This window comes from Aeromonas sp. A04 (genome assembly GCF_047780465.1).
GTDB classification, from domain to species: domain Bacteria; phylum Pseudomonadota; class Gammaproteobacteria; order Enterobacterales; family Aeromonadaceae; genus Aeromonas; species Aeromonas bestiarum.
Genome location: NZ_JBLNHP010000009.1, coordinates 53,940 through 77,594, shown reverse-complemented (window position 1 = coordinate 77,594; position 23,655 = coordinate 53,940). Strand labels below are relative to the sequence as shown.

The window sequence follows — 23,655 nt, the reverse complement described above, 5'->3', positions numbered from 1 at the left end:
CAAGCGAGGGCGGTGATGCAGCCTGCGTCACATTTTTTTCAATGCAACCGAACTTTCCCTGATTCCTCCTGTCTGAACTTGTGCGCTTAGGAAGGGCCGGAAAAGAAAAACGATAACCTGATGGGGGTTTTACGGCTCTGATGAGCGACCAGAATCTACTGGACGAACAGCTGGTTGAACGGGTCCAGCGTGGCGATAAAAATGCATTCAACCTGTTGGTAAAAAAATACCAGCATAAAGTGGTCAACCTGGTTGCCAGGTATGTCAACAATCCGGGCGATGTGCCGGATGTGGCGCAGGAGGCATTTATCAAAGCCTACCGGGCGTTGCCGACATTCCGTGGCGAGAGCGCGTTTTACACCTGGTTGTACCGAATCGCCGTGAATACGGCCAAAAATTATCTGACCTCTCAGGGGCGCAGGCCGCCCAGCAGTGATGTAGAGGCGGACGAGGCAGAATACTATGGTGGTGGCGAAGCCTTGCAAGAGGTCGCAACACCGGAAAACCTGGCGCTGACCGACGAGATCAAGCGCACCGTGTTTTCCGCCATAGAAGCTTTGCCTGAAGACTTGAGGACAGCCATCACCCTTCGTGAACTGGAAGGGCTGAGCTATGAAGAGATTGCCGAAATCATGGATTGCCCTGTGGGTACGGTGAGATCCCGTATTTTCCGGGCGAGGGAAGCAATCGATAAAAAGCTGAAACCTCTGATCGAGAATTAACTGGGGAAAGACAGGTTAACTTATGGCAACTAAAGAGCAACTCTCGGCCCTGATGGATGGTGACTTGAGCGATGTTGAGGTTCTGAGCGAGCTGGGAATGGATCCGGCGCTGCAAGATACCTGGTCTCGTTACCACCTGATCGGTGATGCCATGCGGGGGGACCTGCCGGTCAATCTGCAGCTGGATCTCAGTGACAGCATAATGGCTGCGCTGGAAGATGAGCCCACCATACTGGCGCCCAAGCCGGTGGAGAGCAAGCCAGCTGCACCGCAGGTTCATACTGGCGCCAAGGTGGTTCCGCTGTTTCGTCGGGTCGGTCAACAGGTGGGGCAATACGCCATCGCCGCGTCGGTCGCCGCCGCTGTCATCTTCGGGGTGCAGCAGTATCAGGGCCATGACGGCATACCGACAAACCCTGTGCTCAACACTATTCCTGTCGGTGGCAGTGCCTCGCCGGTGAGCGTGCACTACCCGCAGGATGGCAACCGGGCGACCGCCCGTCAGCAAGGGTTGAGTGAGCAACAGATGCAGGAGCAGCGTGAGCGCATCAATGCCTTCCTGCGTGACCATCAGTTGCAACAGCGTCTGCTGCAAGACAAGCAGATTCAGGAATAACGCATTTTTAGGGATCAGATCGTGCGCCAGTCCAGCCGTATTTTGCTGGCCTCTCTCCTGCTGATTTGTGCCAAGGCCTCGGCCGACGATAAGTCGGCCGAGGCCTTGTTGCAGCAGATGCAGAGTGCCGTATCACAACAGAATTTCGAATTATCCATGGTCAAGGCCCGTCAGGGGCGCCTCGAACCCATGCGTTTCAGTCATGGGGTGATCGATGGCAAGGAGGTGGCCCACCTGAGTTACCTGGACGGCAAGACCATAGAGTACCTGCAGCGCCAGGACGAGTTCACCTTCTTCGAAAATACCCACGAACCCTACACCCTCAAGGGCGCCCGTTTCCCCGGTGTCTGGGCCACTCTGGTGAAGATGCCGCTGCCTCGTGTGCTGGAAAGCTATGATCCCGTGCTGGCCGGTCGCAGCCGGGTAGCCGGTCTGGTGGCGCAAGTGGTCAGGCTGGTGCCCAAAGAGGCGGACAAGTATGGCTTCGTGCTCTGGGTCGATGAGCAGAGCCAGCTGTTGCTGCGGGTGGACATGGTGGATCGGGAAGGCAACCTGGTCGAGCAGGTGCTGGGCGTGGATCTGGACAGGCAGAATGCCCCCGCTCCCTGGCTGGTGAAATTGGCCGGCAGCAAGCTGCCCCAGGCGCTGGCGCTGGAGGATGCCTACCCGGCGCCGCAGCAGACGCTGAACTGGCATCTCACCTGGTTGCCGGATGGTTTCAAGGTATTGTCTCAGGACAGGCACCAGCTGGTGACCACCAGCCTGCCGGTGGATTACATGATGCTCTCCGATGGTCTGGTGGATCTCTCAGTCTATGTGGCCAGGGTCGATCCCAAGCAGGCGGTGCGCCAGCAGTTGATCCGCCAGGGGGCGACCTCGCTGGTGAGCTACGTCAACGACGTGGGGGTCGAGATTACAGTCGTGGGCGAAGTACCGGCCGAAACGGCAAAACGCATCGCCGAGTCGGTGCAGCCTCTGGCCCGCAATGAGACTGTACAGTAGTCGTATTTGCACTCCCGCTTGCTCAAGCGGGGCAGTCATGTTCAGATTGGGTCAATCTGTCCCTCGTTATTGTGGAAACGTCTTGTGAGTGAAATGAGCGAAGAGCTGGCGACCGTGGTGGCCATTGATGGACAACATGCCTGGGTGGAGTGCGAACGGCGCTCCGCCTGCAGCGGTTGTCATCAACAGTCCAACTGCGGTACCGGCACGGTTGCCAAGGCGTTTCCGATGAAGCAGCAACGGCTGCGGGTTGCCCTTACCGCCGAGGTGAGCGTCGGTCAGCAGATCCGGCTCGGCATTCCCCAGGCGAGCATACTGCGGGGCGCCGCCCTGGTTTATGTGTTGCCACTGTTCTGTCTGCTGGCGGGCGCCCTGCTTGGTCAGCTCTGGTTGGCGCCCTTGTTGGCGGGCGGGGAGGGGATCACCATCCTCAGCTGCCTGCTGGGTGGCCTAGTCGGATTTTCACTGGTTCGTTACTTTTCCACTCGACTCGATCAGGGGGCATATGGCCCTCGCATGCTGGGTGTGGTACTCCATACCCGCAACCTCTCCTGACCGTGCAGGCCTGTATTTCTGGTGCTCCGTCGACTAAAGATTGGCCGTCGACCGGGTTATCCAGTAAAATCCTGCCTCCATATCCGGCCCTAACCTAATTTTGAGTGATTCTTGCTCGATGAAACACATTCGTAACTTTTCGATTATTGCGCACATCGACCACGGTAAATCGACCCTGTCGGACCGTCTGATCCAGACTTGCGGCGGGCTGTCCTCCCGCGAGATGCAGGCTCAGGTGCTTGACTCCATGGACCTGGAGCGCGAGCGCGGCATTACCATCAAAGCACAGAGTGTGACCCTGAACTACCAGGCACAAGACGGTAACACCTACCAGCTGAACTTTATCGACACCCCGGGCCACGTAGATTTCTCCTACGAAGTCTCCCGCTCATTGGCGGCCTGTGAAGGGGCGCTGCTGGTGGTAGATGCCGGCCAGGGGGTTGAGGCACAGACTCTGGCCAACTGCTACACCGCCATGGAAATGGAGCTGGAAGTGGTGCCGGTGCTGAACAAGATTGACCTGCCGGCCGCAGAACCCGAGCGGGTTGCCGAGGAGATCGAAGACATAGTCGGCATCGACGCCATCGATGCGGTGCGCTGCTCCGCCAAGACTGGCCTGGGTGTCGATCTCGTGCTGGAAGAGATAGTGGCTCGCATCCCGGCGCCGGTCGGTGATCCCGATGCACCGCTGCAGGCGCTGATCATCGACTCCTGGTTCGACTCCTATCTGGGCGTCGTCTCTCTGGTGCGGATCAAAAACGGTTCGCTCAAGAAGAACGACAAGATCAAGGTAATGAGCACCGGTCAGGTGTGGGGTGTCGATCGTATCGGTATCTTCACGCCCAAGCAGGTGGATACTCAGGGCCTGGGTTGTGGCGAGGTAGGTTGGGTCGTCTGCGGCATCAAGGACATCCACGGCGCCCCTGTGGGCGATACCCTGACGCAAGCCAAGAACGGCGCCGAAAAAGCGCTGGCGGGTTTCAAGAAGGTGAAGCCGCAGGTGTATGCGGGTCTGTTCCCCATCTCCAGCGATGACTACGAGTCGTTCCGTGATGCCCTCGACAAACTGTCCCTGAACGATGCCTCCCTGTTCTTCGAACCTGAGAGCTCCACCGCGCTGGGCTTCGGCTTCCGTTGTGGCTTCCTCGGCATGCTGCACATGGAGATCATCCAGGAGCGTCTGGAGCGGGAATACGATCTGGATCTCATCACCACGGCGCCGACCGTGGTCTATGAAATCGAGCTGAACAATGGCGACACCATCCATATCGACAGCCCGTCCGCCATGCCTCCGGTGAACAACATCAAGGAGATGCGTGAGCCCATCGCCGAGTGCAACATTCTGTTGCCGCAGGAGTACATGGGCAACGTCATCACCCTCTGCATCGAGAAGCGTGGCGTGCAGACCAACATGGTCTATCACGGCAACCAGGTCGCACTGACCTATGAAATCCCGATGGCGGAAGTGGTGCTCGACTTCTTCGATCGCCTCAAATCCACCAGCCGTGGTTACGCCTCGCTGGATTATGGTTTCAAGCGCTTTGAAACCTCCGAAATGGTGCGTCTGGACATCATGATCAACGGTGAGCGCGTCGATGCGCTGGCCATCATCACCCACAAGGAGAACGCCCAGTATCGCGGTCGCCAGGTGGTGGAGAAGATGCGTGAGCTGATCCCGCGCCAGATGTTTGATATCGCCATTCAGGCTTCTATCGGCAACCAGATTATCGCCCGCAGCACCGTCAAGGCGCTGCGCAAGGACGTGACCGCCAAGTGCTACGGTGGTGACGTGAGCCGGAAGAAGAAGCTGCTGAACAAGCAGAAAGAAGGCAAGAAGCGGATGAAGTCCCTGGGCCGTGTCGACGTGCCGCAGGAGGCGTTCCTCGCAATTCTCCATGTAGGAAAGGATTAATCGATGGCAAGCACGTTTTCCCTGATCCTGGTGGTGGTCTGCGCGATCACCGGTGTTATCTGGTGTCTGGACAAGATGATCTGGTCCAAGCAGCGGGCCGCCAAGATTGCCGTGGCCCGTGCCCATGGCGGCGCCCATCTGGATGAGAAAACCCTGGCCAAGGTTGCCCCCATGCCGGTCTGGATCGAACAGACCGCTGGTGTCTTCCCGGTCATCACGCTCGTGCTGATCTTGCGTTCGTTCATCTTCGAACCGTTCCAGATCCCGTCTGGCTCCATGATGCCCACCCTGCTGGTGGGCGATTTCATCCTGGTGCAGAAGTTTGCCTATGGCCTCAAGGATCCGGTGACCAACACCAAGTTCCTCGAGACTGGCGAACCCAAACGCGGCGATGTGGTGGTGTTCAAGTATCCGCTGGATACCCGGGTGGACTACATCAAGCGGGTGGTCGGCATGCCGGGTGATCGGGTCATCTATCGCAACAAGGAGCTGATGATCCGGCCCAAGTGCGAGGAGCAGGAAGGGAAAACGTGCCCGGGCTTCCAGAAGCTCGACGTCAAGTTTGAACAAAGGGGTGAATTTACCCAGATGGGGATCCCGCTTGACCGCTATACCGAGCAGCTGGGTGAGGTGTCTCACGAGACTCTTCGCAACCCGCTGATGCCCGATATGGTCGGCCGTTATTATCGCCAGCCCGGCACCTACCCCGACGAGTGGGTGGTGCCGGAAGGTCAGTACTTCGTGATGGGTGATAACCGTGACAACAGTACCGACAGCCGTTTCTGGGGCTTTGTGCCCGAACAGAACCTGGTCGGCAAGGCGGTCGCCATCTGGATAAGTTTTGAATTCGAGCGCGAAGAAGGCTCCCTGCTGCCAAGTTGGGTACCGACAGGTGTGCGCTTCAACCGCATTGGCGGAATCAAGTAAATGAATATCAAAATGAACAGACTGCAGTCCCGTCTCGGGCATGTCTTTCGCGATCAGGAATTGTTGACCCGGGCGCTGACTCACCGTAGCGCCGGTTCCCGTCACAATGAGCGACTGGAATTTTTGGGAGACTCCATTTTGAGTCTGGTGATTGCCGATGCTCTGTTCCACCGCTTCCCGCAAGCGGCGGAAGGGGATCTCAGCCGGATGCGCGCCACCCTGGTGCGCGAGAAGACCCTGGCCGAACTGGGCCGGGAGTTTGACCTCGGGGATCACCTGATCCTCGGGCCCGGCGAACTCAAGAGCGGCGGTTTCCGCCGCGAATCCATTTTGGCCGATACGGTCGAGGCGGTGATCGGCGCCGTCTATCTGGATACTGATCTTGAGGCGGTGCGGGTGCTGCTGCTGAGCTGGTATGCCAGCCGTCTGGACGAAATCAAACCAGGCATAGAGCAGAAGGATCCCAAGACCCGCCTGCAAGAAATTTTGCAGGGAAGCCGCAAATCCCTGCCGACCTACACAGTGACCAACGTCAAGGGCGAGGCCCACAACCAGGAGTTCACAGTCCAGTGCGACGTAGAAGGCCTGGATGGTCCGCTGGTCGGGGTCGGTACCAGTCGTCGCAAGGCCGAACAGGCGGCGGCGCAGCAAGCATTGGAAAGACTGTCATGACTGCTATTGATGCAAGAGGCCGCGGTCTTTCAACACAACAGGCATTGGAAAAACTGTCATGACAGATACAGATACCACCTATTGCGGCTTTGTCGCCATCGTGGGCCGCCCCAACGTGGGCAAGTCCACCCTGCTCAACAAGCTGCTCGGCCAGAAGGTCAGCATCACCTCGAAGAAACCCCAGACCACCCGTCACCGGATTTTGGGGATCGACACCGAGGAGAACCATCAGACCATCTATGTGGATACCCCGGGTCTGCACATCGAAGAGAAGCGGGCCATCAACCGCCTGATGAACCGCGCCGCCACCAGTTCGCTGGGGGATGTGGCCATGGTGGTGTTCGTGGTCGACGGCACTCACTGGACCAAGGATGACGAGATGGTGCTCGGCAAGTTGCGCCATCTGCCCTGTCCCGTGGTGCTGGCGGTCAACAAGATCGACAACGTCAAGGACAAGGAAGACCTGCTGCCCCACCTGGAGTGGCTGGGCCAGCAGATGAAGTTCTCCCATATCCTGCCCATCAGTGCCGAGAAGGGCACCAACGTGGAGAAGATCCGCGAGTGGTCCAAGGATCTGCTGCCGGAGAACAACTTCTTCTTCCCGGAAGATTACGTGACCGACCGCTCTTCCCGCTTCATGGCCTCCGAGATCATCCGCGAGAAGCTGATGCGTTTCACCGGTGAGGAGCTGCCTTACTCCGTGACCGTGGAGATCGAGCGCTTCAAGGTGGAAGAGAGCGGCATCTATCACATCAACGCCCTGATCCTGGTGGAGCGCGATGGCCAGAAGAAGATGGTCATCGGCAACAAGGGTGAGAAGATCAAGACCATAGGCACAGAGGCACGCATCGACATGGAACGCCTGTTCCAGAACAAGGTGTTCCTTGAGCTGTGGGTCAAGGTCAAGGCGGGCTGGGCCGACGATGAGCGCGCCCTGCGCAGTCTCGGCTATGGCGATGACTGATTGCTGAGTCCGGCTTTCGTCATCCACAGTCGGCCCTATCGGGAGACCAGTCAGCTGGTCGAGGTGTTTACCCAGGATAGTGGCCGATTTACCCTGGTGGCTCGCGGTTCTCGCGGGCCACGCTCCCCTCTGAAGGGGCTGCTTCAACCTTTTTCCCTGCTCACCATCAGCTGGCGCGGCAAGGGGGACCTCAAGAATCTCGCCCAGGTCGAATGTCCGGATCACTCCTTGCGACTCGGGGGCGATCGCCTCTTCTACGGCCTCTACCTCAACGAGCTGGTCTACTACCTGCTGGAAGCCCATACCCCCTTTCCCGAGGTGTTCGACGCCTATGCCCGTGCCCTGATGGCGCTGGCGGATGGCGAGACGCCCGAGCTGCCGCTGCGCCGCTTCGAGTTCCTGCTGTTGCAGGCGCTTGGCTATGCGGTGGACTTCGAGTACGCCGCCGATGACGAGTCCGCGATCCAGCCCGAGCTGCTCTACGGCTTCGAGCGTGAATTGGGCTTTGTCGCTTGCGAGCGGGCGCCGGATCCCCGTACCCTGTTCCTCGGTGCCCACCTGCTGGCCTTCGCCGAGGGGCGATTCGATACCCCTCCCTTGCTGCAGGCGGCCAAGCGTTTCAGCCGGCTGGCGCTCCAGCCCTATCTGGGAAAACGCCAGTTGAAGAGCCGGGAGCTGTTCTTGAAGCGCAAAGCCAGCACACAGTGACATATGGATATCCGCGCTGACGCCAAGGCGGCTGCCGCACAGTTAACAGATGAAGTGTTTCAAGGAGTCATCAATGAGCGAAATCTATCTGGGTGTGAACATCGATCATATCGCCACCCTGCGCAATGCCCGCGGCACCCAGTATCCGGATCCGGTGCAGGCCGCCTTCGTGGCCGAGCAGGCCGGTGCCGATGGCATTACCATCCACCTGCGGGAAGACCGTCGCCACATCACGGATCGTGATGTCGAGGTGCTGCGCCAGACCATACAGACCAGGATGAACCTGGAGATGGCGGTGACCGAGGAGATGATCGGCATCGCCCAGCGCATCCAGCCCCAGTTCGTTTGCCTGGTGCCGGAGAAGCGCACCGAGGTGACCACAGAGGGCGGCCTGGACGTGGCCGGTCAGCTCGACAAGATCACCGATGCGGTGACCCGCCTCGCCGCCGTCGGCGCCCAGGTGTCGCTGTTCATCGATGCCGATCCCATCCAGATCGATGCGGCCGCCGCGAGTGGCGCCCCCTTCATCGAGATCCACACCGGCCGTTACGCCGATGCCACCACGGATGCCGAGCGCAACGCCGAGTTCAAGCGCATCGCCGCCGGTGCCTCCTATGCCGCCGGCAAGGGGCTCAAGGTCAATGCCGGCCACGGTCTGCACTATCACAACGTCAAGGCCATCGCCGCCATCCCCGAGCTCTATGAGCTCAACATAGGCCACGCCATCATAGGCCGCGCCGCCTTTGACGGCCTGACCAAGGCGGTCAGCGACATGCGCCTGCTGATGCAGGAAGCCCGTCAGGGGATCTGACCGACCTGGTTGATGAGAGATGAAAAAGGGACGCCGCGGCGTCCCTTTTGTATGGCATCAGCCACCGGCTGATTGGATCCATGCTTATTTGATGGGCGTCAGCTCCAGGGTGATGAGCTCCAGTGGCGCCAGCTTGATGACCATCCCATCGCTGATTGACGTCGGCACGGTTTTGTTGTCGCCATATAGCGGTTTGATATTAAAGCCTTTCGCCTCTGTGGTGGGCACTTCAAGCTGGCGAGTCGGTTCCAGGAAGAACTGTTGAGGCTGGCTCGAAGGGTTGCGCAGGGTAATGAAAGACTTTGCTGGGCTCCACGCCGCCCAGCCATAGACGGTCAGCAGGGTGGGGTCGCCGCCAATCCAGTGGCTGTCAAACAGCACGGCCTGGTTCTGCTGCGACCAGAGCGCCGCCTTGGCCAGCAGATCCCAGTTCTCGCCGCTCAGCAGCTCCGGGGTGATATAGAGCTCCTGCAGCTGGGTGCCGGTGGCAAAGTAGCTCCAGGCCTGATCGGCAAAATCTTGTGGCGACTGCTGATCCAGATGTTTGGCCTGCTTGGCATAGACAAGCCCGTGCAGCATCAGGGAGTTGAGCGGAAACAGCGGGCCTTGCTTGACGATGGAGCGGTAGGTCTCCGCATCCCGGTAGGTGATCCACTGCTGGACCCTGGAGCCGGGGCCATAGAAGTTGATGTCATCGCCACCGCGCCAGATGGAGTCGGCGAAGAAGAGCCAGGAGGGGGAGGCCGTGGTGCCCGTGGTCAGGTTGATGAAGACCTCCTTGTTGGCGGTGCGGGCATCCGAGATCAGGTGGATGGCGGCATCGAAGTCGCTGGTGAACTGGCTGCCCTTGATCTGCTTGTTGGCGTTGCCTGTGCCGTCGAACTTGAAGTGGGTGACGCCCTGATCCTGGATGAGCGACATCACCTTCTGATGGAAATTTTTGTAGTAGACGGGGCCCGAGAGGGCGAACTTGCCATCGCTCAGCTCGTAGCCGAATTCGGCGGCATGGGAGACCCGTTCATCCCTCGGCTTGTTGTAGCCACCCCAGGGAGAGAACCAGATGCCGAGTTGAGCGTGATACTGCTCGGCCGCGGTTTTGAGCTTGCGAAAGCCGTCCGGGAAGTCCTTGCTGAAGCCCCAGTTGCCCTTGCGATCGTCCCAGCCATCGTCGAACAGGAAGCCGCTCATGGTCACGCCGCGCCGGGTGACCAGTGCCTCGCCAAACTGCTTGATGCGGGTCAGAGCGTCGGCTTCGGTGTAGGGGTTGAAGAAGCCGATGTCGAGCCAGGAGTTGTAGTGCAGATAGGGGGCGTAGGGTCTGTCGCGGGCGTCGTTGATGAACTCGTTGAAGTCACGTCTGAGCTGACCCTCGTCGAAGGTGCCGACATAGGTGCGATAGGTGAGCGGCTTGCCCTGCTCCAGCGGCAGCGTGAGCGGGATCAGCTGGCTGACGCCCCCCTCGTAGGCGCGGGTGTTGACCAGCGGATTCTGCGGCGTGATGAAGAAGCTGTCGCTGACGATGGGCGAGCTGTTGATGGCGCCGTAGACAAAGGGTGCCTGGGAGTGGAACGGCAGCATGGAGAAGCCGTTGATCCGCTTGCCATTCTTGAGGGTGTCGAGGGAGAAGTCGATGCTGGCGTAGCGCTTGTCTTTGGCCAGCCGGATCTCGCTCTTGATCAGGAAGTCGGCGTTGCTCAGTGCGATGTCAATGTGGTCCTGCTCTTTGGCAAACGCATCTACAGTGAAGTCGGCCGACGAGGTCAGCCTGTCATCCAGCCCCTTGATATCGAACAGGGTATTCGAGCGGATGACATCCCCGTTCGCCCTGTTGGTGAAGGTGATCTCCTGGAATTTTCCGGCATCCGTTTTGACGCTGATCTGGTACTGGTTGCCCTGCAGCGACATCACCTCGGCCCGGGCGAGGGCGGGCAGGGTCAGCAGGACCAGCAGCGTCATGGCGGTACGTGCGTTCATATTTATCTCCGTATAGATGATGAATGGCGGTGTGACTGGGGTGATGGGGCTTGGCGTCCTCCTGAGGCTGGCGGATTTGCGGGATCTGGTGCGGGCTCACCAGGCTGGCGAGCCCGCAGGCCGGTTACAGCTTGCCGTCGCTCATGCACATGCGGATCTTGGCGGCGACCACCTCCTCCATGGCGGCCATGGCGGGCACCAGATACTGGCGTGGATCGCTGGCATCTGGGTGGGTGGCGAGGAAGGCCTTCATGGCGTCGGAGAAGGCGATCTTCAGCTCGGTGGCCACGTTGACCTTGCACACCCCGAGCTCGATGCAGCGGCGTACGTCCCGGTCTGGAATGCCGGAGGCGCCATGCAGCACCAGCGGAATGGAGACTCGGTCCCGGATGGCGGCGAGGCGATCGAAGTCGAGGCGCGGCTCCTCCTTGTAGAGGCCGTGGGCCGTGCCGATGGCCACGGCGAGGGAGTCGATGCCGGTGCGCGCCACGAACTCGGCAGCCTTGTCCGGATCGGTCAGATGGGCGTTGGCGGCGTCCACTATCAGGTCATCCTCCTGTCCGCCGAGCTGGCCCAGCTCGGCCTCCACGCTCGCCCCCATGCGGTGGCAGAAGGTGACGACCCGCTGCACTTTGGCGACGTTCTCCTCGAATGGCAGGTGGGATGCGTCGATCATGGCGGAGTGGATGCCGGATTCGACCTTGAAGTGGATATCCTGTTCATCTTCGTGGTGGTCCAGGTGCAGCACCAGCGGTATGCGGTACTGGTGGGCCGCCGAGGCGCAGATGGAGACCAGGTATTCGACCCCGGCATGGCGATAGGTACCCGGCGTGGCGGCCAGGATGACGGGGGATCTCAGCTGGGCGGCGGTGCGGGCCACCACCTCGACGGTTTCCAGGTTGTGGATGTTGAAGGCCGGTACCGCGTAGCCGCGGCGCTGGGCATCTTTGAGCATTTCGTGGGACGAGATCAGATACATGAGGACTCCTTGGCGCCTTGAGTGGCGTCGGGTTCAGAGAAAGAGGCGGGGGCGCTGGCGGGAGTTATCTCCCTGCCGGCGACCCAGATATGTTGCTGGTAGAGGGCCGGAGTGAGGGCGAGCAGGTTGGCCCGCTTGCCAACGGCCAGCGAGCCGAGCTGGTCGTCGATGCCGAGCATGCGGGCAGGGGCCAGCGATGCCATCTGGATGGCTTCGGCAAGGGGCACGCCGGCCAGATGCACCATGTTGCGCACGGCCCCGAGCAGGGTGAGGGTGCTGCCCGCCAGGCCGCCGGTGGCGGTGTGCACCACCCCGTCCTTCATCTCCACCCGGTAGTCACCGAGCAGGTAGTGGCCGTCCGGCATGCCGGCGGCGCGCATGGCATCCGTGATGAGCAGCAGGCGATCCCCGGCGCAGCGATGGCACAGCTTGAGTACGGTTGGATGCACATGATGGCCATCGGCGATGAGCTCCAGCCAGGCGGTGGGATGCACCAGGCCGGCCCCTACCATGCCGGGTTCCCTGTGGTGCAGTCCGCGCATGCCGTTGAAACAGTGCACCAGACCGGTTGCGCCGGCCGTCAGTGCCGCCTGTGTGGTGTCGTGGCCGGCGGCGGAGTGACCCAGCATGACCCGGATGCCGGCCGCCTTGAGGTGGCAGATGGCCGCCAGGGCGTTGGCCTTCTCGGGGGCGAGGGCGACGACCTTCAGGGTGCCGCGTGCCTGGCGCTGCAACTGCGCCAGCTCGGCCAGGTCGAGTTCCCGGAACAGGGCAGGATCGTGGGCGCCCTTGTTGTCGGGGGTGAAGTAGGGGCCCTCCAGATAGCTGCCGAGCAGCTGGGCGCCCGGCATGCCGCTCTCCATGGCATCGGCGACCCGGCTCAGGGCGCGTGTGATGGCGGGTAGCGGTGCCGTGACAGTGGTGGCGAGGAAGGCACCGACCCCTTCCGCCGCCTTGGCGAGGGAAAGCCGGGCCAGCACGCCGGTCTCCTCGTCCATCACGTCGACGCCGGCCCCGCCGTGCACGTGGCCATCGATGAGGGCGGGCACCAGCAACTCGACCTCCCGCACCGGATCGTCGGCCGGGATGGGGGCGATGGCGGTGATGATGCCGTCCTCATGGGCAAGCATTTGATGTTCCAGCCAACCCTGCTCGGTCAGCAGGCGACGGGCCCGGATCCGTGTTGCCATCTAGATACCCTCCTCGACCCGCGATTCGGCCCGCTCGCGCGCCAGCTCGTCCACCAGGCTGGTGAGGCCGCGATGGCCGCAGCACAGGGCCTGCTCGCGAAACTGGGACGGGGTCAGCTCGCCGCGATCCATGGTCATCTCCAGCAGCAACTGCAGATTGGTGCCGGTCACGACTTCCCGGTCTGGCTGGCGCAGCGCCAGGGTGGAGGCGACCCGAAACGGGGTGCCACCCAGCAGGTCGGTCAGAAAGACCACGCCGTCGCCACGGTCGACCCGCGCCAGTGCCGCCTCGCACTGGCCCTGCAGCAGGGCCGTGGTGGAGGATTCCGGAAAGTCGATGGCGACCACCGCCTCCTGCTCGCCGAGGATCTGGTTCATGGCCTGCTCCATGCCGCTGGCGAAGCCGCCATGACCGCAAATGATGATGCCCAACATAAGGTGTTCCTTTACAGCAAAGGGGGGCCGGCCTGTCGCCGGCACCGGATTAGAGGAAGCCTGCAAACTTGCCGACGATACCGAGCGCGACCGTGATGACGATGAGGCGTAGCGGGCTCCAGCCGCGGCGGATCAGCGCATACATGGCCAGGGTGTAGAGCAGCGGCAGGAAGGCTGGCATCAGCTTGTCGAGCACGTCCGCCTGCAGCTTCACTACGGCATCACCGGCGGTGATCTCCAGGGTGGTGCCGAGCCGCACATAGGTGGCGACCAGGGCGCCGATCACCGTCATGCCGACGATGGAGGCGGCATGTCCCACCTTGCGGGTGTTGGCCTTGATGAGCGGAATGGCGGCGACCCCCATGCGGTAGGCGTAGTGCGCCAGCCCGAAGCGCAGGCCGAAGTGCACCACATTGAACAGCAGGAAGAAGAACACGGCGCCCATGATGGAGCCCTGCAGCGCCAGATCGGCGCCGATCCCGCCGCAGATGGGCAGCAGGGTGAGCCAGAACATGGCATCCCCGATCCCGCCGAGCGGCGCACCGACCGCGATCTTGGTGCTCTGTATGCTGTTGACGTTCTGCTTGGATCGCTCCATCGCCAGCACTATGCCCATCACGAAAGTGACCAGGAAAGGGTGGGTGTTGAAGAAGCCCATGTGCCCCTTCATGGCCCGGGAGAGATCCTTGGGGTTGGTGTGGATCTTCTGCAGCGCCGGCAGCAGGCCGTAGAGCCAGCCGGATGCCTGCATCCGCTCGTAGTTGAAGGAGGCCTGCAACAGCAGGGAGCGCCAGGCGAAGCGATTGATGTCCTGGCGGGTCAGCTCGGCCCCCAGTTGCTGATCTTCGTAGACGTCGTCGGAGACGGTGCGGGTCGGTTGCGGCTCGGCCGCCGGGGCGATCTGCCGGGCTGTATTGTTAGATACCATCTTCAGTTTCCTCCTGGGTGGGGCGGGCTTGCGGCGCCGGGTCCTTGCGCATGAAGTCGATCAGGGCCATGGCCAGAGCGGCCGCGGCTATGGCCAGCACCGGCAGCTTGAGCCAGGCGGCGGCGACGAAGCCGAGGATGAAGTAGGGGATGTAGACGTTCTTCATCATGATCTTGAGCAGCACAGCGAAGCCGATGGCGGGCATGATGCCGCCGGCGACCCCGAGGCCGTCGATGAGGCGGGCGGGCAGCACGTCGATGGCGGTCTTGGCGTGTTCTGCCCCGAAGTAGGTGGGCAGGAAGGCGCACAGGAAGTAGAAGGTGCCGAGCGCCAGCAGGGCTAGGTAGTTGACCCGCTCTATGCCGCGGGTATCGCCAGCTTCCGCCATCCGGTCACAGCGGGACATGACCCCCGACATCACCGAGAAGAGGAAGGTGATCCCCATCTGGACCGCCACCGCGAACGGCACCGCGACCCCGACCGCCACATCCGGCTTGACCCCGGTGGTGATGGCGAAGGTGGCGCCGACTATGGTGCCTATGATGACGTTGGGTGGTTGTGCCCCCGCCAGCGGGGCCAGCCCCATCCAGACCAGCTCCAGGGTGCCGCCCACCAGTATGCCGGTGGGCAGGTCGCCGAGGATCAGGCCCACCAGCGGACCCAGTACCACGGGCCTGTGGAAGTGAGTCAGGCCGTTGAACAGGTCAAGTCCGGCGAAGAACGCCAGCATGCCCAGCAAGAGCCCTTGCAATAAACTGATTTCCATCACAATTGTCCTTAATCAGATGAGGTTGAAAATGTCCTGTGCCGGTTCGGTCGGCACGCCCTGGACAAAGCACTCGACGTGGGCGTCCTGCAGGGCGCGAAACGCCGCTATGTCCGTCTCATCCACGGATACCGTCTTGTGGATCTGACGCTTGCCGTCGGCGTAGTGCATGTTGCCGACGTTGATGCGGGGGATGGGCACGCCCCCCGCGACCAGGGTGCGAAAATCCGTCGGGTTCTTGCACACCAGCAATATTTTCTGGCGATCGGCGGCCTTGCCTATGTTGTCGATCACCTTCTGCAGCGGCCAGAAGCGCACCGCTATCCCCTCCGCCAGCACCATCTCCATCAGGTTCTGCTGTATGGGGTCTTCCGCCACCTCGTCATTGGCCACCAGCACCAGGTTGGCGCCGGCAAACCCGACCCATTGCACCCCGACCTGACCGTGGATCAGGCGCTCGTCGATACGGCTCAGCACTATGTTGGGCATCAGACACCTCCTTGCTGGTTGAACGGATAGATGTTGACGCCCTGCACGACCCGGTTGACCCGGCCGCTCGGGCAGGGATTGTCCGGGGTGATGCCCAGCGCCAGCGCCGTGTGGAAGGCGTAGTACTGGGCGTAGAGCAGGTAGCAGAACGCCAGTTCGGCATCGTCGCCGTTGAGGGGGGTGGGCAGGTAGATATGCTCGCCTTCCTCGATGGCGGGATGGTGCCGATCGGCCAGGGCGACGACCCGGGCGGCGTGGCCGTCCTGGCGCAGCTCGCCGAGCAGGTCCAGATCGTACTGGCGGGTGTAGGGATCGTTGGAGATCATCAGCACTATCAGGGTCTGGCGGTTGATGGCCGACTTGGGCCCGTGGCGAAAACCTGTGGGGGAGTCGTACATGGCCATCAGCTGACCCGAGGTGAGTTCAAGCAGCTTGAGCGCGGCCTCCTGGGCCACCCCCTGCAGGCTGCCGCTGCCGAGGTAGATGACCCGCTCCGGCAACGGTTGATTCCACTCGGGCACGCTCAGTTCGGCCTGGGGCAGAATGGCTTCCCCCAGGGCGATGAGCGGCTGGCTGGCGGCGGGATTGAACTGGCGCGGCAGGAACACCGCCAGGCAACTCAGCATCATGCTGGTCAGGCTGCTGGTCATGGCGAAGCTGCGGTCGTGGGTCTGGGGCGGCATCAGCAGCGCCAGGGAGCGGGCATCCTTCTGGCAGCGACGATAGAGTTCCCCCTCGCCGTTGCAGGTGAGCACCAGGTGGTGGCACTCGCTCAGCAGCTGGCTGGCCAGCTCGACCGCGGCCACGCTCTCCGGGCTGTTGCCGGAGCGGGCGAAGGAGATGAGCAGGGTCGGGCAATCCTGCGCCAGGTATTCGCCAGGGTCTGTGACTATGTCGGTGGTGGCGATCGCCTCGAAGCGGCCATTGAGCCTGGCGCAGAGGTAGGGTGCCAGGGCCCGGCCGGCAAAGGCGGAGGTGCCGGCGCCGGTCAGGATCACCCGCAGGTTGCCCCGGGACAGCAGGGGCAGCAGGAAGCGTTCTATGGTGGCGCGGCACTCCTCCACCATGGTGAGAGTCTCCCGCCAGGCGGCGGGTTGCTGGCGGATTTCGCGGGCGGTGGCCAGGCCGTTGGCCTTGCGCAGCGTCTCTTCTGGATAACCGAGGATCATCTCTACAACTCCTTATGCAACCGGGGTGAGCCGGGAATGACTGGCGGGGGTGGTGCCACAGGCATGGGCGTATTGGCGCAGCACCTCCTGCACCTGATCGAGAATGAGGTCGTGGGCCCTGGCCGACAGCGTGCCCTGGCGTACCTTGCGGTATTGCAGCGGCAGATGCTGGCTGAGCAGCGGCAGGGGAATGGGCTCGGCGGCCAGGTTGGCGAGCAGCCGGGCGTAGCAGTCGTCGACCCGGCTGTCGGGCCAGTAGTAGCGAATGCGGTCGGAATAGCTGTAACCGCGGGCCAGCCGGCACTCGTTGGCATTGCCCTGATAGTGGCTGCGCCAGAAGTCGGGGCGATCCAGCATTGTCTCCTCCAGCACCTGGCGCAGACCCGAGCAGGCGCGGGCGACCACCAGCTCCTCCTCGATGGCGGCGAGGGCGAACAGCGCCTCCCGCAGGGCGAAGGTGAGGGCCGGGCCGACCTTGAGGATGGCGAAGTGATCGCGCACCAGCTGGCAGTAGGCGTCCGGTGTCTGGTAGTCGGTGGAGTGCGCTTCGAACACCAGATGGGGATAGGCGTCGATCATCCGGCTGAGAGGGGCGGCCTTGTCGGATCGGTAGTCGATGACATGGGTGTGATCGAACTCCACCCCGGGTTGCACCACCAGGCCGATCACCCTGGGCCAGATGGCGTCGAGCCCGACCCTGGCGAAGGCCTGCTGGTGGGTGTTCAAGGTATGGCGGGCGGCTTTCGGTGTGGTCACGGCCAGCTCGGCCAGCTCCTCATGGGCACCGCCCGGTACCGGCACCTCTGTGCCTATCACATAGACCAGATCGCAACAGCCAAACTCGGCCTGGCAGGTCTGCTCGGCGATCCGGGCCAGCCGGGCGGCCCGCTCGGCGACCAGCTCATCGGGGAGCGGCACAGGATCCCCCAGGCAGGACATGCTGCAATCGAGGTGGATCTTCTTGAAGCCGGCGGCGACATAGCTGGCGATCAGCACCTCGGCGTGTTCCATGGCCTGCTCGGCGGGTTCCCCCTGCCAGCGGTTGGGGCCCAGGTGATCGCCTCCCAATACCAGTCGCTGCAAGGGAAAGTCGCACTCGGCGGCGAGCCGGTGCAGGCGATCGCGAAAATCCACCGGCGTCATGCCGGTATAGCCGCCGAATTGATCCACCTGATTGGAGGTGGCCTCGACCAGCAGCAGATCATCTCCTTGTGCCGCCAGCCGCAGGGCTGCCTCCAGCACCAGCGGGTGGGCAGAGCAGACGGCATGGATCCCGACCGGTTCCCCCTGCTTGTGTCGTGCGATCAGTGCCTGCATTGATTTCATTTCCCTCTTCCTCATGGCTGAATGCGATTTTAATCTTTCGATGTCTTTCTTTACCCTAGGCGTCTCGCCCCTTTAACGAAACAAAAGCGTGCTCGCATCTTGAGCAAGATCACAAAAAGAAATGAATCGAAAGGTTTTTGACGTTCCGGAAGAGTCTCGTGAGGCTTTTTAAACCAATGAAAGCTTGATTTGGCATAAAGGCTGGGTGTTAATAGGCAAACGTAACGAAGTGAAAGCCCAGGTTTTCACCACAGCACTCCGGCAGAGAGACTATGCAAACAACCGAAAAAAGCGTGCTCGGCACCAGCGAGCGGCGGGAACGCATCATTCAGCAACTGCGCAGCAATGGCAGCGTCCAGGTCAACGAGCTGGCCAGTCACTATCAGGTATCCACAGTCACCATTCGCAACGATCTGGCGTTTCTGGAGAAGCAAGGGGTGGCGGTACGCGCCTATGGCGGCGCCCTCTTGTGCGAACCGAATCAGGCGGTGCCCGAGCGCACCATAGCCGACAAGAGCGTGCTCAATACCCCGGTCAAGCAGCGTATCGGTGCCATGGCGGCGAGCCTGGTGCAGGCGGGGAGTCGGCTCATTCTCGACTCGGGGACCACCACCCTGGAGGTGGCGCGCCACCTGCGCGAGCATCAGGAGATAGTGGTGATGACCAACGGCATGAACGTGGCCAATGCCCTGCTGGAGGCTGAGGGGGTGGAGCTGCTGATGACGGGGGGACACCTGCGCCGCAAGTCGCTCTCTTTCTACGGCGCCCAGGCGGATTTGTCCCTGCAGAACTACCACTTCGACCTGCTGTTTCTCGGGGTGGATGGCATCGATCTGGAGCGTGGCGTCAGCACCCATCATGAGGATGAGGCGCGTCTAAACCGCTGTATGTGCCACGTGGCCGAGCGCATCATAGTGGTGACGGATTCCAGCAAGTTTGGTCGCTTGAGCCTGCACAAGATAGTCGACACCCGGCGCATCCACACCCTGATCACGGATGACGCCATTGCGGCCGAGACCCTGGCCGGGCTGCGCCAGGCGGGGATAGAGGTGCTGCTGGTGCCAGCCTGATCCGGGCCGCGAAAAGGGATTGAGAAAGAGGGACGCCATGGCGTCCCTCTTTCGTTGTCAGGAGAGGCGCTCAGCCCGGCTCGGGGAAGTAACGCTCCAGCAGGGCGGTGAGTATGGCCTGGCTCTGTTCATCGGGCTCGCCGCTGACCAGGGCGGGGCGGAAATGGAGCTGGAAGGCGCGCAGGGCGGCGCGGCTCTGCTCATCCCAGGCGCCGCTTGAGGCGACCCCATAGCCGTAACGGGCGAGCTGCTGTTGCCAGGTGAGGGCATCCCAGGCGGGGGCTAGTTGTTGGCGCAGGGCCGTGACTCTGGCCTCGTCGGGCCAGGCGCCGACCCCGTAGCGCAGGGCAAGCTCGCGCCAGGGGAAGTGGGGGCCGGGATCCTGCTTGCGCTCGGGGGCGACATCGCTGTGGGCCAGCACCTGGGTTGGCGGTATTTGATAGCGCTGCACCAGCTCCTGAGTGAGGGCGCCGATGGCGGCGATCTGCGCCCGAGTGTAAGGCTGCCAGCGCCGCTGGTGGGCGGGTAGCAGCTCATCTTCCGGCGGATAGCCCAGGTTGACGATTTCGATGCCGAGGGAGCTGGCGTTGAGCCCCGCATACTGGTGCCAGCGACTGCGGCCCGCATGCCAGGCGCGCTGGCTGTCGGGCACCAGTTGGTAGACGGGCAGCGGCGTCTGGTCGGTGTCGCGGGGGATCAGGTAGTGGGCGCTCACCTGGTGGGCCGGTTCGGTCAGCAGGCGCAGAGAGTGGGCATCGTCCTCATCCGTGTAGTGCAGGATCAGGAAGGCGATGCGTTCATTCTGGTTGGCGCTGGGGTAACGGGACGAGAGCTGATAGGGGGCTGGCTGGCAGGCGCTCAGCAGCAGTATGAGGCAGAGTGGCCATAGCCGCAGCCACCTGGCCCTGTTCGCGCCCGGAGCGGGAAGGCGCAACGGCCAGCGCCGCCCACTGGCCAGCGAGAGGCGGGCTGACAGTGAGCGGATGCGCTGGCCCATGACTCAGGCGCGGTACTTGGCGGTGAGGCCGATGAGGAAGTTGCGCAGGATCTGATCCCCGCAATCCTGATAGTGCTTGTGATCCTTGGAGCGGAACAGGGCACTCAGTTCGGACTTGGAGAGGTTGAAGTCGGCGAGCTTGAGGGTGCCGAGCATGTCCTCTTCTTTGTAGTTCAGGCCGATGCGCAGCTTGCGCAGTATCATGTTGTTGTTGATCCGGTTCGGGATCACCTGGGCCGGGGCATCTTCCCGCACACCGCGGCGCGCTATGATGAAGCCGTCGAGGAACTGGCTCAGGGCCGCATCGGGGCAGGCGACATAGCCAGCCTCCTGCTCTTCCCCTTCGGCGGCTTCTTTCATCAGCCAGCTGTGCAGCTGGGCGTGAGTGACCGTCAGGTTGCCCTTGGCAAACATCTCGACCATCTGGTCATTGCTGATGGTGAGGGCGTAGCGCAGACGGCGCAGAATATCGTTGTTGGTCATGTTGACTCCTGTAGAAACGGCGCAACTTTACCATCTGGCGCGCCCCGCGTCAGAAAAAGCGGGGCAGGCCCTGTCAGGAAAAGGGGGCAAGGGACTGCTGCCAATGGCGGGCAGCCCTGCATCCCGCTCATTCAGACGAGGTAGCGTGGCGCCTCCTGACGCACCTGCTCCATCGCATCCTGCAACTCCAGCAATTCGGGTTCCAGCTCGCTGACCGGCACCCCGTCGCGCAGCTGCTGTTCCAGCTGGGAGAGCAGCCGTTGCAGGCCGGGCACCCCGGAATAGGCGCAGCCGCCGTTGAGGCGGTGCAGCTGGGCCAGCACCTCGGCATCCTCCACCTGACCGGCGAGGGCCGCCTCCAGCACGGGATCCACCTCGTCGAAACTGGCCATCAACATGGTCAGCATCTCCTTGGCGAGATCCAGCTTGCCGGCGGCCTGACGCACCGCCAGAGACCAGTCTATCTGCTGATCCGCGTGGTTCTGGTGGCGACGGTGGGCGAAGTCGGTGATCAGCTGGGCCAGCATGCTCTCGTCGATGGGCTTGGCCAGATAGTCATCCATCCCCTGCCGGATCAGCCGCTCCCGCTCGCCGGGAATGGCGTGGGCGGTCACCGCCACGATCGGCGTCTCTGTGTTGAGGGACTGGCTGCGGATCGCCTGGGTGGCGCTGATGCCATCCATGATCGGCATCTGTATATCCATGAAGATGATGTCGAATGGCTGGCTCTGGGCCAGTCTGACCGCCTCCTTGCCGTTCTTGCACACCACCACCTGGCTCACCATCTCCTTGAGCATGGCGGCGATCAGCTTGAGGTTGGCCGCATTGTCGTCCACCGCCAGCACCTTGACTTGCTGCACCTGGCGCTGGGTCGGGGCGGGCAGCGGCGCGCTCTTGGCTGCCTCGGGGGAGAGCAGGGCGTGCAGCAGCTTGCGGTGGTTGGTGGGCTTGGAGAGACAGTGCTGGGCGCCGTGGGCCAGCATGGCGTCATAGAGCGCGGGCTCGTGGCTGCTGAGCAGCACTATGGTGTTCTGCTGGCCGTCCAGCCCGTCGAGGCGGGCGATCACCTGCTGCGGTGTGTGCAGTGTGCTGCTGCCGATGATCACCATGTCCTGGTTGCTCATCTCGGGCCAGATGGTGTCGATGGCGAGCGACTGCACATCCAGCTGCCACTCCGCCAGCAGGGCGCAGAGGGAGGAGTGGCTGAAGGGATCCGGCTCCAGCAGCCAGACTCGTTTGCCCTGGATGCGATCCAGCGGCAGCTTGTCGGTCTGGGGCAGGGGAGAGACGTCCATGTCTAGGCTGAAGGAGAAGATGGAGCCCTTGCCCAGTTCGGATTCGAAACGGATCTGGCCCCCCATCTGCTGCACCAGCTTCTGGGTGATGACGAGGCCGAGGCCAGTGCCGCCATAGCGGCGCGAGATGGAGGAGTCGGCCTGGTTGAAGGCCTGGAACAGCTGGCGCTGCTGCTCTTCCGAGATGCCGATGCCGGTATCGCGGATCAACACGTTGAGCCGCACCTTGTTGCCGTTGCTGCCCCCGGTCTGCTCGATGCGCACATCCACGTTGCCGCGCTCGGTGAACTTGATGGCGTTGCCGGTGAGGTTGGTCAGCACCTGCTGCAGGCGCATGGGGTCGCCGGTGAGGTAGTCCGGCACCTCGGCATCCACCTGCAGGGAGAGTTCGAGCTGCTTGTCGTGGGCGCTGGGGCCGAGCAGGTGCATGGTCTCGTTGAGGGTGTCGCGCAGGCTGAAGGGTATGTGCTCCAGTTGCAGCTTGCCCGCCTCCAGCTTGGAGAAGTCGAGGATGTCGTTGATGATGCCGAGCAGGTTGCGGGCCGACTTCTCTATGGTCTGCATGTAGTCGGTCTGGCTCGGCGTCAGCGCCGTCTTGAGCAGCTGGCGGGTGAAGCCGATGACGCCGTTGAGCGGGGTGCGCAGCTCGTGGGACATGTTGGCGAGGAACTCGGATTTGACCCGCGCCGCCTCCTGCGCCCGCTTCTTGGCCATGTCGAGCTCGACGTTCTGGATCTCGATCTGCTCCAGCGTCTCGCGCAAGTCAGAGGTGGCCTGATCGATGTTCTGCTGCATCTCCTCGTGATATTCCGAGAGCGCCTTGGCCATGGCGTTGATGCCGTTTTTCAGCATGTCCAGCTCGCCGGTGAGCTGGCCGCTGACCCGGGTGTCGAGCCGCCCCTCCCTGATCTTGTGCACCGCCTGCACCATGTCGGTGATGGGCTGGGTCACGCTCTTGACCAGCCTGAAGCCAAACAGGGTACTGACGGCCAGACCGATGAGCACCATGATCACCGCGAAGAAGGTGTCGCGATACTGCAGGATCATGGCCCTGTCTGTGGTCATCTGCATGGAGATGTAGCCGATCATGGGCGGCTCCACGTCGCTGGGCAGCGGGAAGCCATCCATGCTGGTCTCGGCCTGGATCGGGGTGCGCAGTATGATGTCGTCACCATAGAGGGTGACGCTGGTCAGCTCGGGGATCTGGCTGCCATCGGGCAGCCGCAGCCGGGTGAAGTCCCTGTGGTAGTTGGACGTCACGAACAGCTGGTTGTCCTGGGTGAAGACGGCGATGGACTTGATGAGCGGCGAATTCTTGCGGTGAGTCAGGCCAATCAGCCGCTTGAGCGACTCCCGGCTGTGCTGGGTCATGCCGTATTCACTGGCGATGGCCAGCGGCTCTATGATGTTGATGCCCTGATCGATCAGGTTGTTTTCCAGCTGCTGGTAGCGGTGGAAGGTGAAATAGCCGGCCATCAGGCCGCCAATGATCAGGGTCGGCAATATGGTAAAGGCCAGCACCCGGGCTCGCAGGCCGTACTTGGTCATGCGAATGGTCCCCCGATGAGCAGGGTGGGCAAGATGGTCAATGGCACGACATGAGCGCGCAGGCCGGATTGGGTCATGCGGATAGTCCCCCGAAGAGCAGGGTTGGCAAGAAGGCAA

Annotated in this window: 23 protein-coding genes; 11 read left to right on the top strand and 12 right to left on the bottom strand. The window is 62.3% G+C overall.

Translation table 11 applies throughout. The features are described from left to right. Nucleotides 1-140: 140 nt before the first annotated feature. The 10 genes from rpoE to pdxJ all read left to right on the top strand — a co-directional run bounded on the left by rpoE (nucleotide 141) and on the right by pdxJ (nucleotide 8,889). Nucleotides 141-722: an RNA polymerase sigma factor RpoE gene (gene rpoE, locus ACM3N8_RS19790; protein WP_042033782.1), complete on the top strand. Its 582-nt coding sequence runs from the start codon at nucleotides 141-143 to the stop codon at nucleotides 720-722. A 22-nt stretch (nucleotides 723-744) separates the two neighbouring features. Next, the gene (locus tag ACM3N8_RS19785; RefSeq protein WP_043142185.1) at nucleotides 745-1,338 is read left to right on the top strand and encodes an RseA family anti-sigma factor; all 594 of its coding nucleotides are present in this window, start codon (nucleotides 745-747) and stop codon (nucleotides 1,336-1,338) included. A gap of 21 nt (nucleotides 1,339-1,359) precedes the next feature. Beyond that, nucleotides 1,360-2,340, top strand: a complete 981-nt coding sequence (locus ACM3N8_RS19780) for a MucB/RseB C-terminal domain-containing protein (RefSeq protein ID WP_098980705.1) — start codon at nucleotides 1,360-1,362, stop codon at nucleotides 2,338-2,340. 93 nt (nucleotides 2,341-2,433) lie between these two features. Further along, nucleotides 2,434-2,895 carry a SoxR reducing system RseC family protein gene (locus ACM3N8_RS19775; RefSeq protein ID WP_098980704.1) on the top strand — a complete coding sequence of 154 codons (462 nt, stop codon included), beginning with the start codon at nucleotides 2,434-2,436 and terminating at the stop codon, nucleotides 2,893-2,895. Between the two features lie 118 nt (nucleotides 2,896-3,013). Next, nucleotides 3,014-4,807 carry a translation elongation factor 4 gene (lepA, locus tag ACM3N8_RS19770; RefSeq protein WP_043142180.1) on the top strand — a complete coding sequence of 598 codons (1,794 nt, stop codon included), beginning with the start codon at nucleotides 3,014-3,016 and terminating at the stop codon, nucleotides 4,805-4,807. A gap of 3 nt (nucleotides 4,808-4,810) precedes the next feature. Beyond that, nucleotides 4,811-5,734: a signal peptidase I gene (gene lepB, locus ACM3N8_RS19765; RefSeq protein ID WP_043142178.1), complete on the top strand. Its 924-nt coding sequence runs from the start codon at nucleotides 4,811-4,813 to the stop codon at nucleotides 5,732-5,734. Further along, nucleotides 5,735-6,406, top strand: a complete 672-nt coding sequence (rnc, locus tag ACM3N8_RS19760) for a ribonuclease III (RefSeq protein WP_043142176.1) — start codon at nucleotides 5,735-5,737, stop codon at nucleotides 6,404-6,406. It abuts the gene before it with no gap. A 58-nt stretch (nucleotides 6,407-6,464) separates the two neighbouring features. Next, the gene (gene era / locus ACM3N8_RS19755) at nucleotides 6,465-7,370 is read left to right on the top strand and encodes a GTPase Era (RefSeq protein WP_043142174.1); all 906 of its coding nucleotides are present in this window, start codon (nucleotides 6,465-6,467) and stop codon (nucleotides 7,368-7,370) included. Further along, nucleotides 7,371-8,078, top strand: a complete 708-nt coding sequence (gene recO / locus ACM3N8_RS19750; RefSeq protein ID WP_042872706.1) for a DNA repair protein RecO — start codon at nucleotides 7,371-7,373, stop codon at nucleotides 8,076-8,078. 73 nt (nucleotides 8,079-8,151) lie between these two features. Beyond that, entirely contained in the window at nucleotides 8,152-8,889 is a 738-nt protein-coding gene (gene pdxJ, locus ACM3N8_RS19745) for a pyridoxine 5'-phosphate synthase (protein WP_103472734.1), read from the top strand. Nucleotides 8,890-8,973: 84 nt separating this feature from the next. On the opposite strand, the gene ACM3N8_RS19740 is transcribed toward pdxJ, so the two are convergent. The 9 genes from ACM3N8_RS19740 to kbaZ all read right to left on the bottom strand — a co-directional run bounded on the left by ACM3N8_RS19740 (nucleotide 8,974) and on the right by kbaZ (nucleotide 18,145). Beyond that, nucleotides 8,974-10,863, bottom strand: a complete 1,890-nt coding sequence (locus ACM3N8_RS19740; protein ID WP_416016514.1) for an enterotoxin — start codon at nucleotides 10,861-10,863, stop codon at nucleotides 8,974-8,976. Between the two features lie 124 nt (nucleotides 10,864-10,987). Next, the gene (locus tag ACM3N8_RS19735) at nucleotides 10,988-11,842 is read right to left on the bottom strand and encodes a tagatose bisphosphate family class II aldolase (RefSeq protein WP_043142164.1); all 855 of its coding nucleotides are present in this window, start codon (nucleotides 11,840-11,842) and stop codon (nucleotides 10,988-10,990) included. After that, a complete protein-coding gene (gene nagA, locus ACM3N8_RS19730; RefSeq protein ID WP_416016513.1) occupies nucleotides 11,833-13,032 on the bottom strand; it encodes an N-acetylglucosamine-6-phosphate deacetylase in 1,200 nt (399 codons plus the stop codon). The genes ACM3N8_RS19735 and nagA overlap by 10 nt, the downstream gene beginning before the upstream one ends. Beyond that, on the bottom strand, nucleotides 13,033-13,467 hold the full coding sequence (agaF, locus tag ACM3N8_RS19725; RefSeq protein ID WP_043142160.1) for a PTS galactosamine/N-acetylgalactosamine transporter subunit IIA: 435 nt from the start codon (nucleotides 13,465-13,467) through the stop codon (nucleotides 13,033-13,035). Between the two features lie 49 nt (nucleotides 13,468-13,516). Next, nucleotides 13,517-14,395: a PTS N-acetylgalactosamine transporter subunit IID gene (gene agaE, locus ACM3N8_RS19720; RefSeq protein WP_043142157.1), complete on the bottom strand. Its 879-nt coding sequence runs from the start codon at nucleotides 14,393-14,395 to the stop codon at nucleotides 13,517-13,519. Beyond that, a complete protein-coding gene (gene agaW / locus ACM3N8_RS19715) occupies nucleotides 14,385-15,161 on the bottom strand; it encodes a PTS N-acetylgalactosamine transporter subunit IIC (protein ID WP_241280538.1) in 777 nt (258 codons plus the stop codon). Before agaW ends, agaE begins: the two co-directional genes overlap by 11 nt. A 15-nt stretch (nucleotides 15,162-15,176) precedes the next feature. After that, nucleotides 15,177-15,650, bottom strand: coding sequence for a PTS N-acetylgalactosamine transporter subunit IIB (gene agaV, locus ACM3N8_RS19710; RefSeq protein WP_042872688.1), 474 nt, complete (start codon nucleotides 15,648-15,650; stop codon nucleotides 15,177-15,179). Beyond that, nucleotides 15,650-16,819: an SIS domain-containing protein gene (locus tag ACM3N8_RS19705; RefSeq protein WP_290019304.1), complete on the bottom strand. Its 1,170-nt coding sequence runs from the start codon at nucleotides 16,817-16,819 to the stop codon at nucleotides 15,650-15,652. The genes agaV and ACM3N8_RS19705 overlap by 1 nt, the downstream gene beginning before the upstream one ends. Before the next feature lie 12 nt (nucleotides 16,820-16,831). Next, nucleotides 16,832-18,145, bottom strand: a complete 1,314-nt coding sequence (kbaZ, locus tag ACM3N8_RS19700; RefSeq protein ID WP_416016512.1) for a tagatose-bisphosphate aldolase subunit KbaZ — start codon at nucleotides 18,143-18,145, stop codon at nucleotides 16,832-16,834. A gap of 272 nt (nucleotides 18,146-18,417) precedes the next feature. Here kbaZ and ACM3N8_RS19695 point away from each other — a divergent pair, with 272 nt between their 5' ends. After that, the gene (locus ACM3N8_RS19695; RefSeq protein ID WP_043142143.1) at nucleotides 18,418-19,215 is read left to right on the top strand and encodes a DeoR family transcriptional regulator; all 798 of its coding nucleotides are present in this window, start codon (nucleotides 18,418-18,420) and stop codon (nucleotides 19,213-19,215) included. A gap of 70 nt (nucleotides 19,216-19,285) precedes the next feature. Here ACM3N8_RS19695 and ACM3N8_RS19690 read toward each other — a convergent pair whose 3' ends face one another. The 3 genes from ACM3N8_RS19690 to barA form a co-directional block, all read right to left on the bottom strand. Continuing rightward, nucleotides 19,286-20,212 (bottom strand): N-acetylmuramoyl-L-alanine amidase, encoded by a 927-nt coding sequence (locus ACM3N8_RS19690; protein ID WP_416016511.1) that lies wholly within the window; start codon nucleotides 20,210-20,212, stop codon nucleotides 19,286-19,288. Nucleotides 20,213-20,215: 3 nt separating this feature from the next. Beyond that, nucleotides 20,216-20,695 (bottom strand): DUF1456 family protein, encoded by a 480-nt coding sequence (locus ACM3N8_RS19685; RefSeq protein ID WP_005318863.1) that lies wholly within the window; start codon nucleotides 20,693-20,695, stop codon nucleotides 20,216-20,218. Nucleotides 20,696-20,826: 131 nt separating this feature from the next. Continuing rightward, nucleotides 20,827-23,538, bottom strand: a complete 2,712-nt coding sequence (barA, locus tag ACM3N8_RS19680) for a two-component sensor histidine kinase BarA (protein ID WP_043142137.1) — start codon at nucleotides 23,536-23,538, stop codon at nucleotides 20,827-20,829. Between the last annotated feature and the right edge of the window lie 117 nt (nucleotides 23,539-23,655).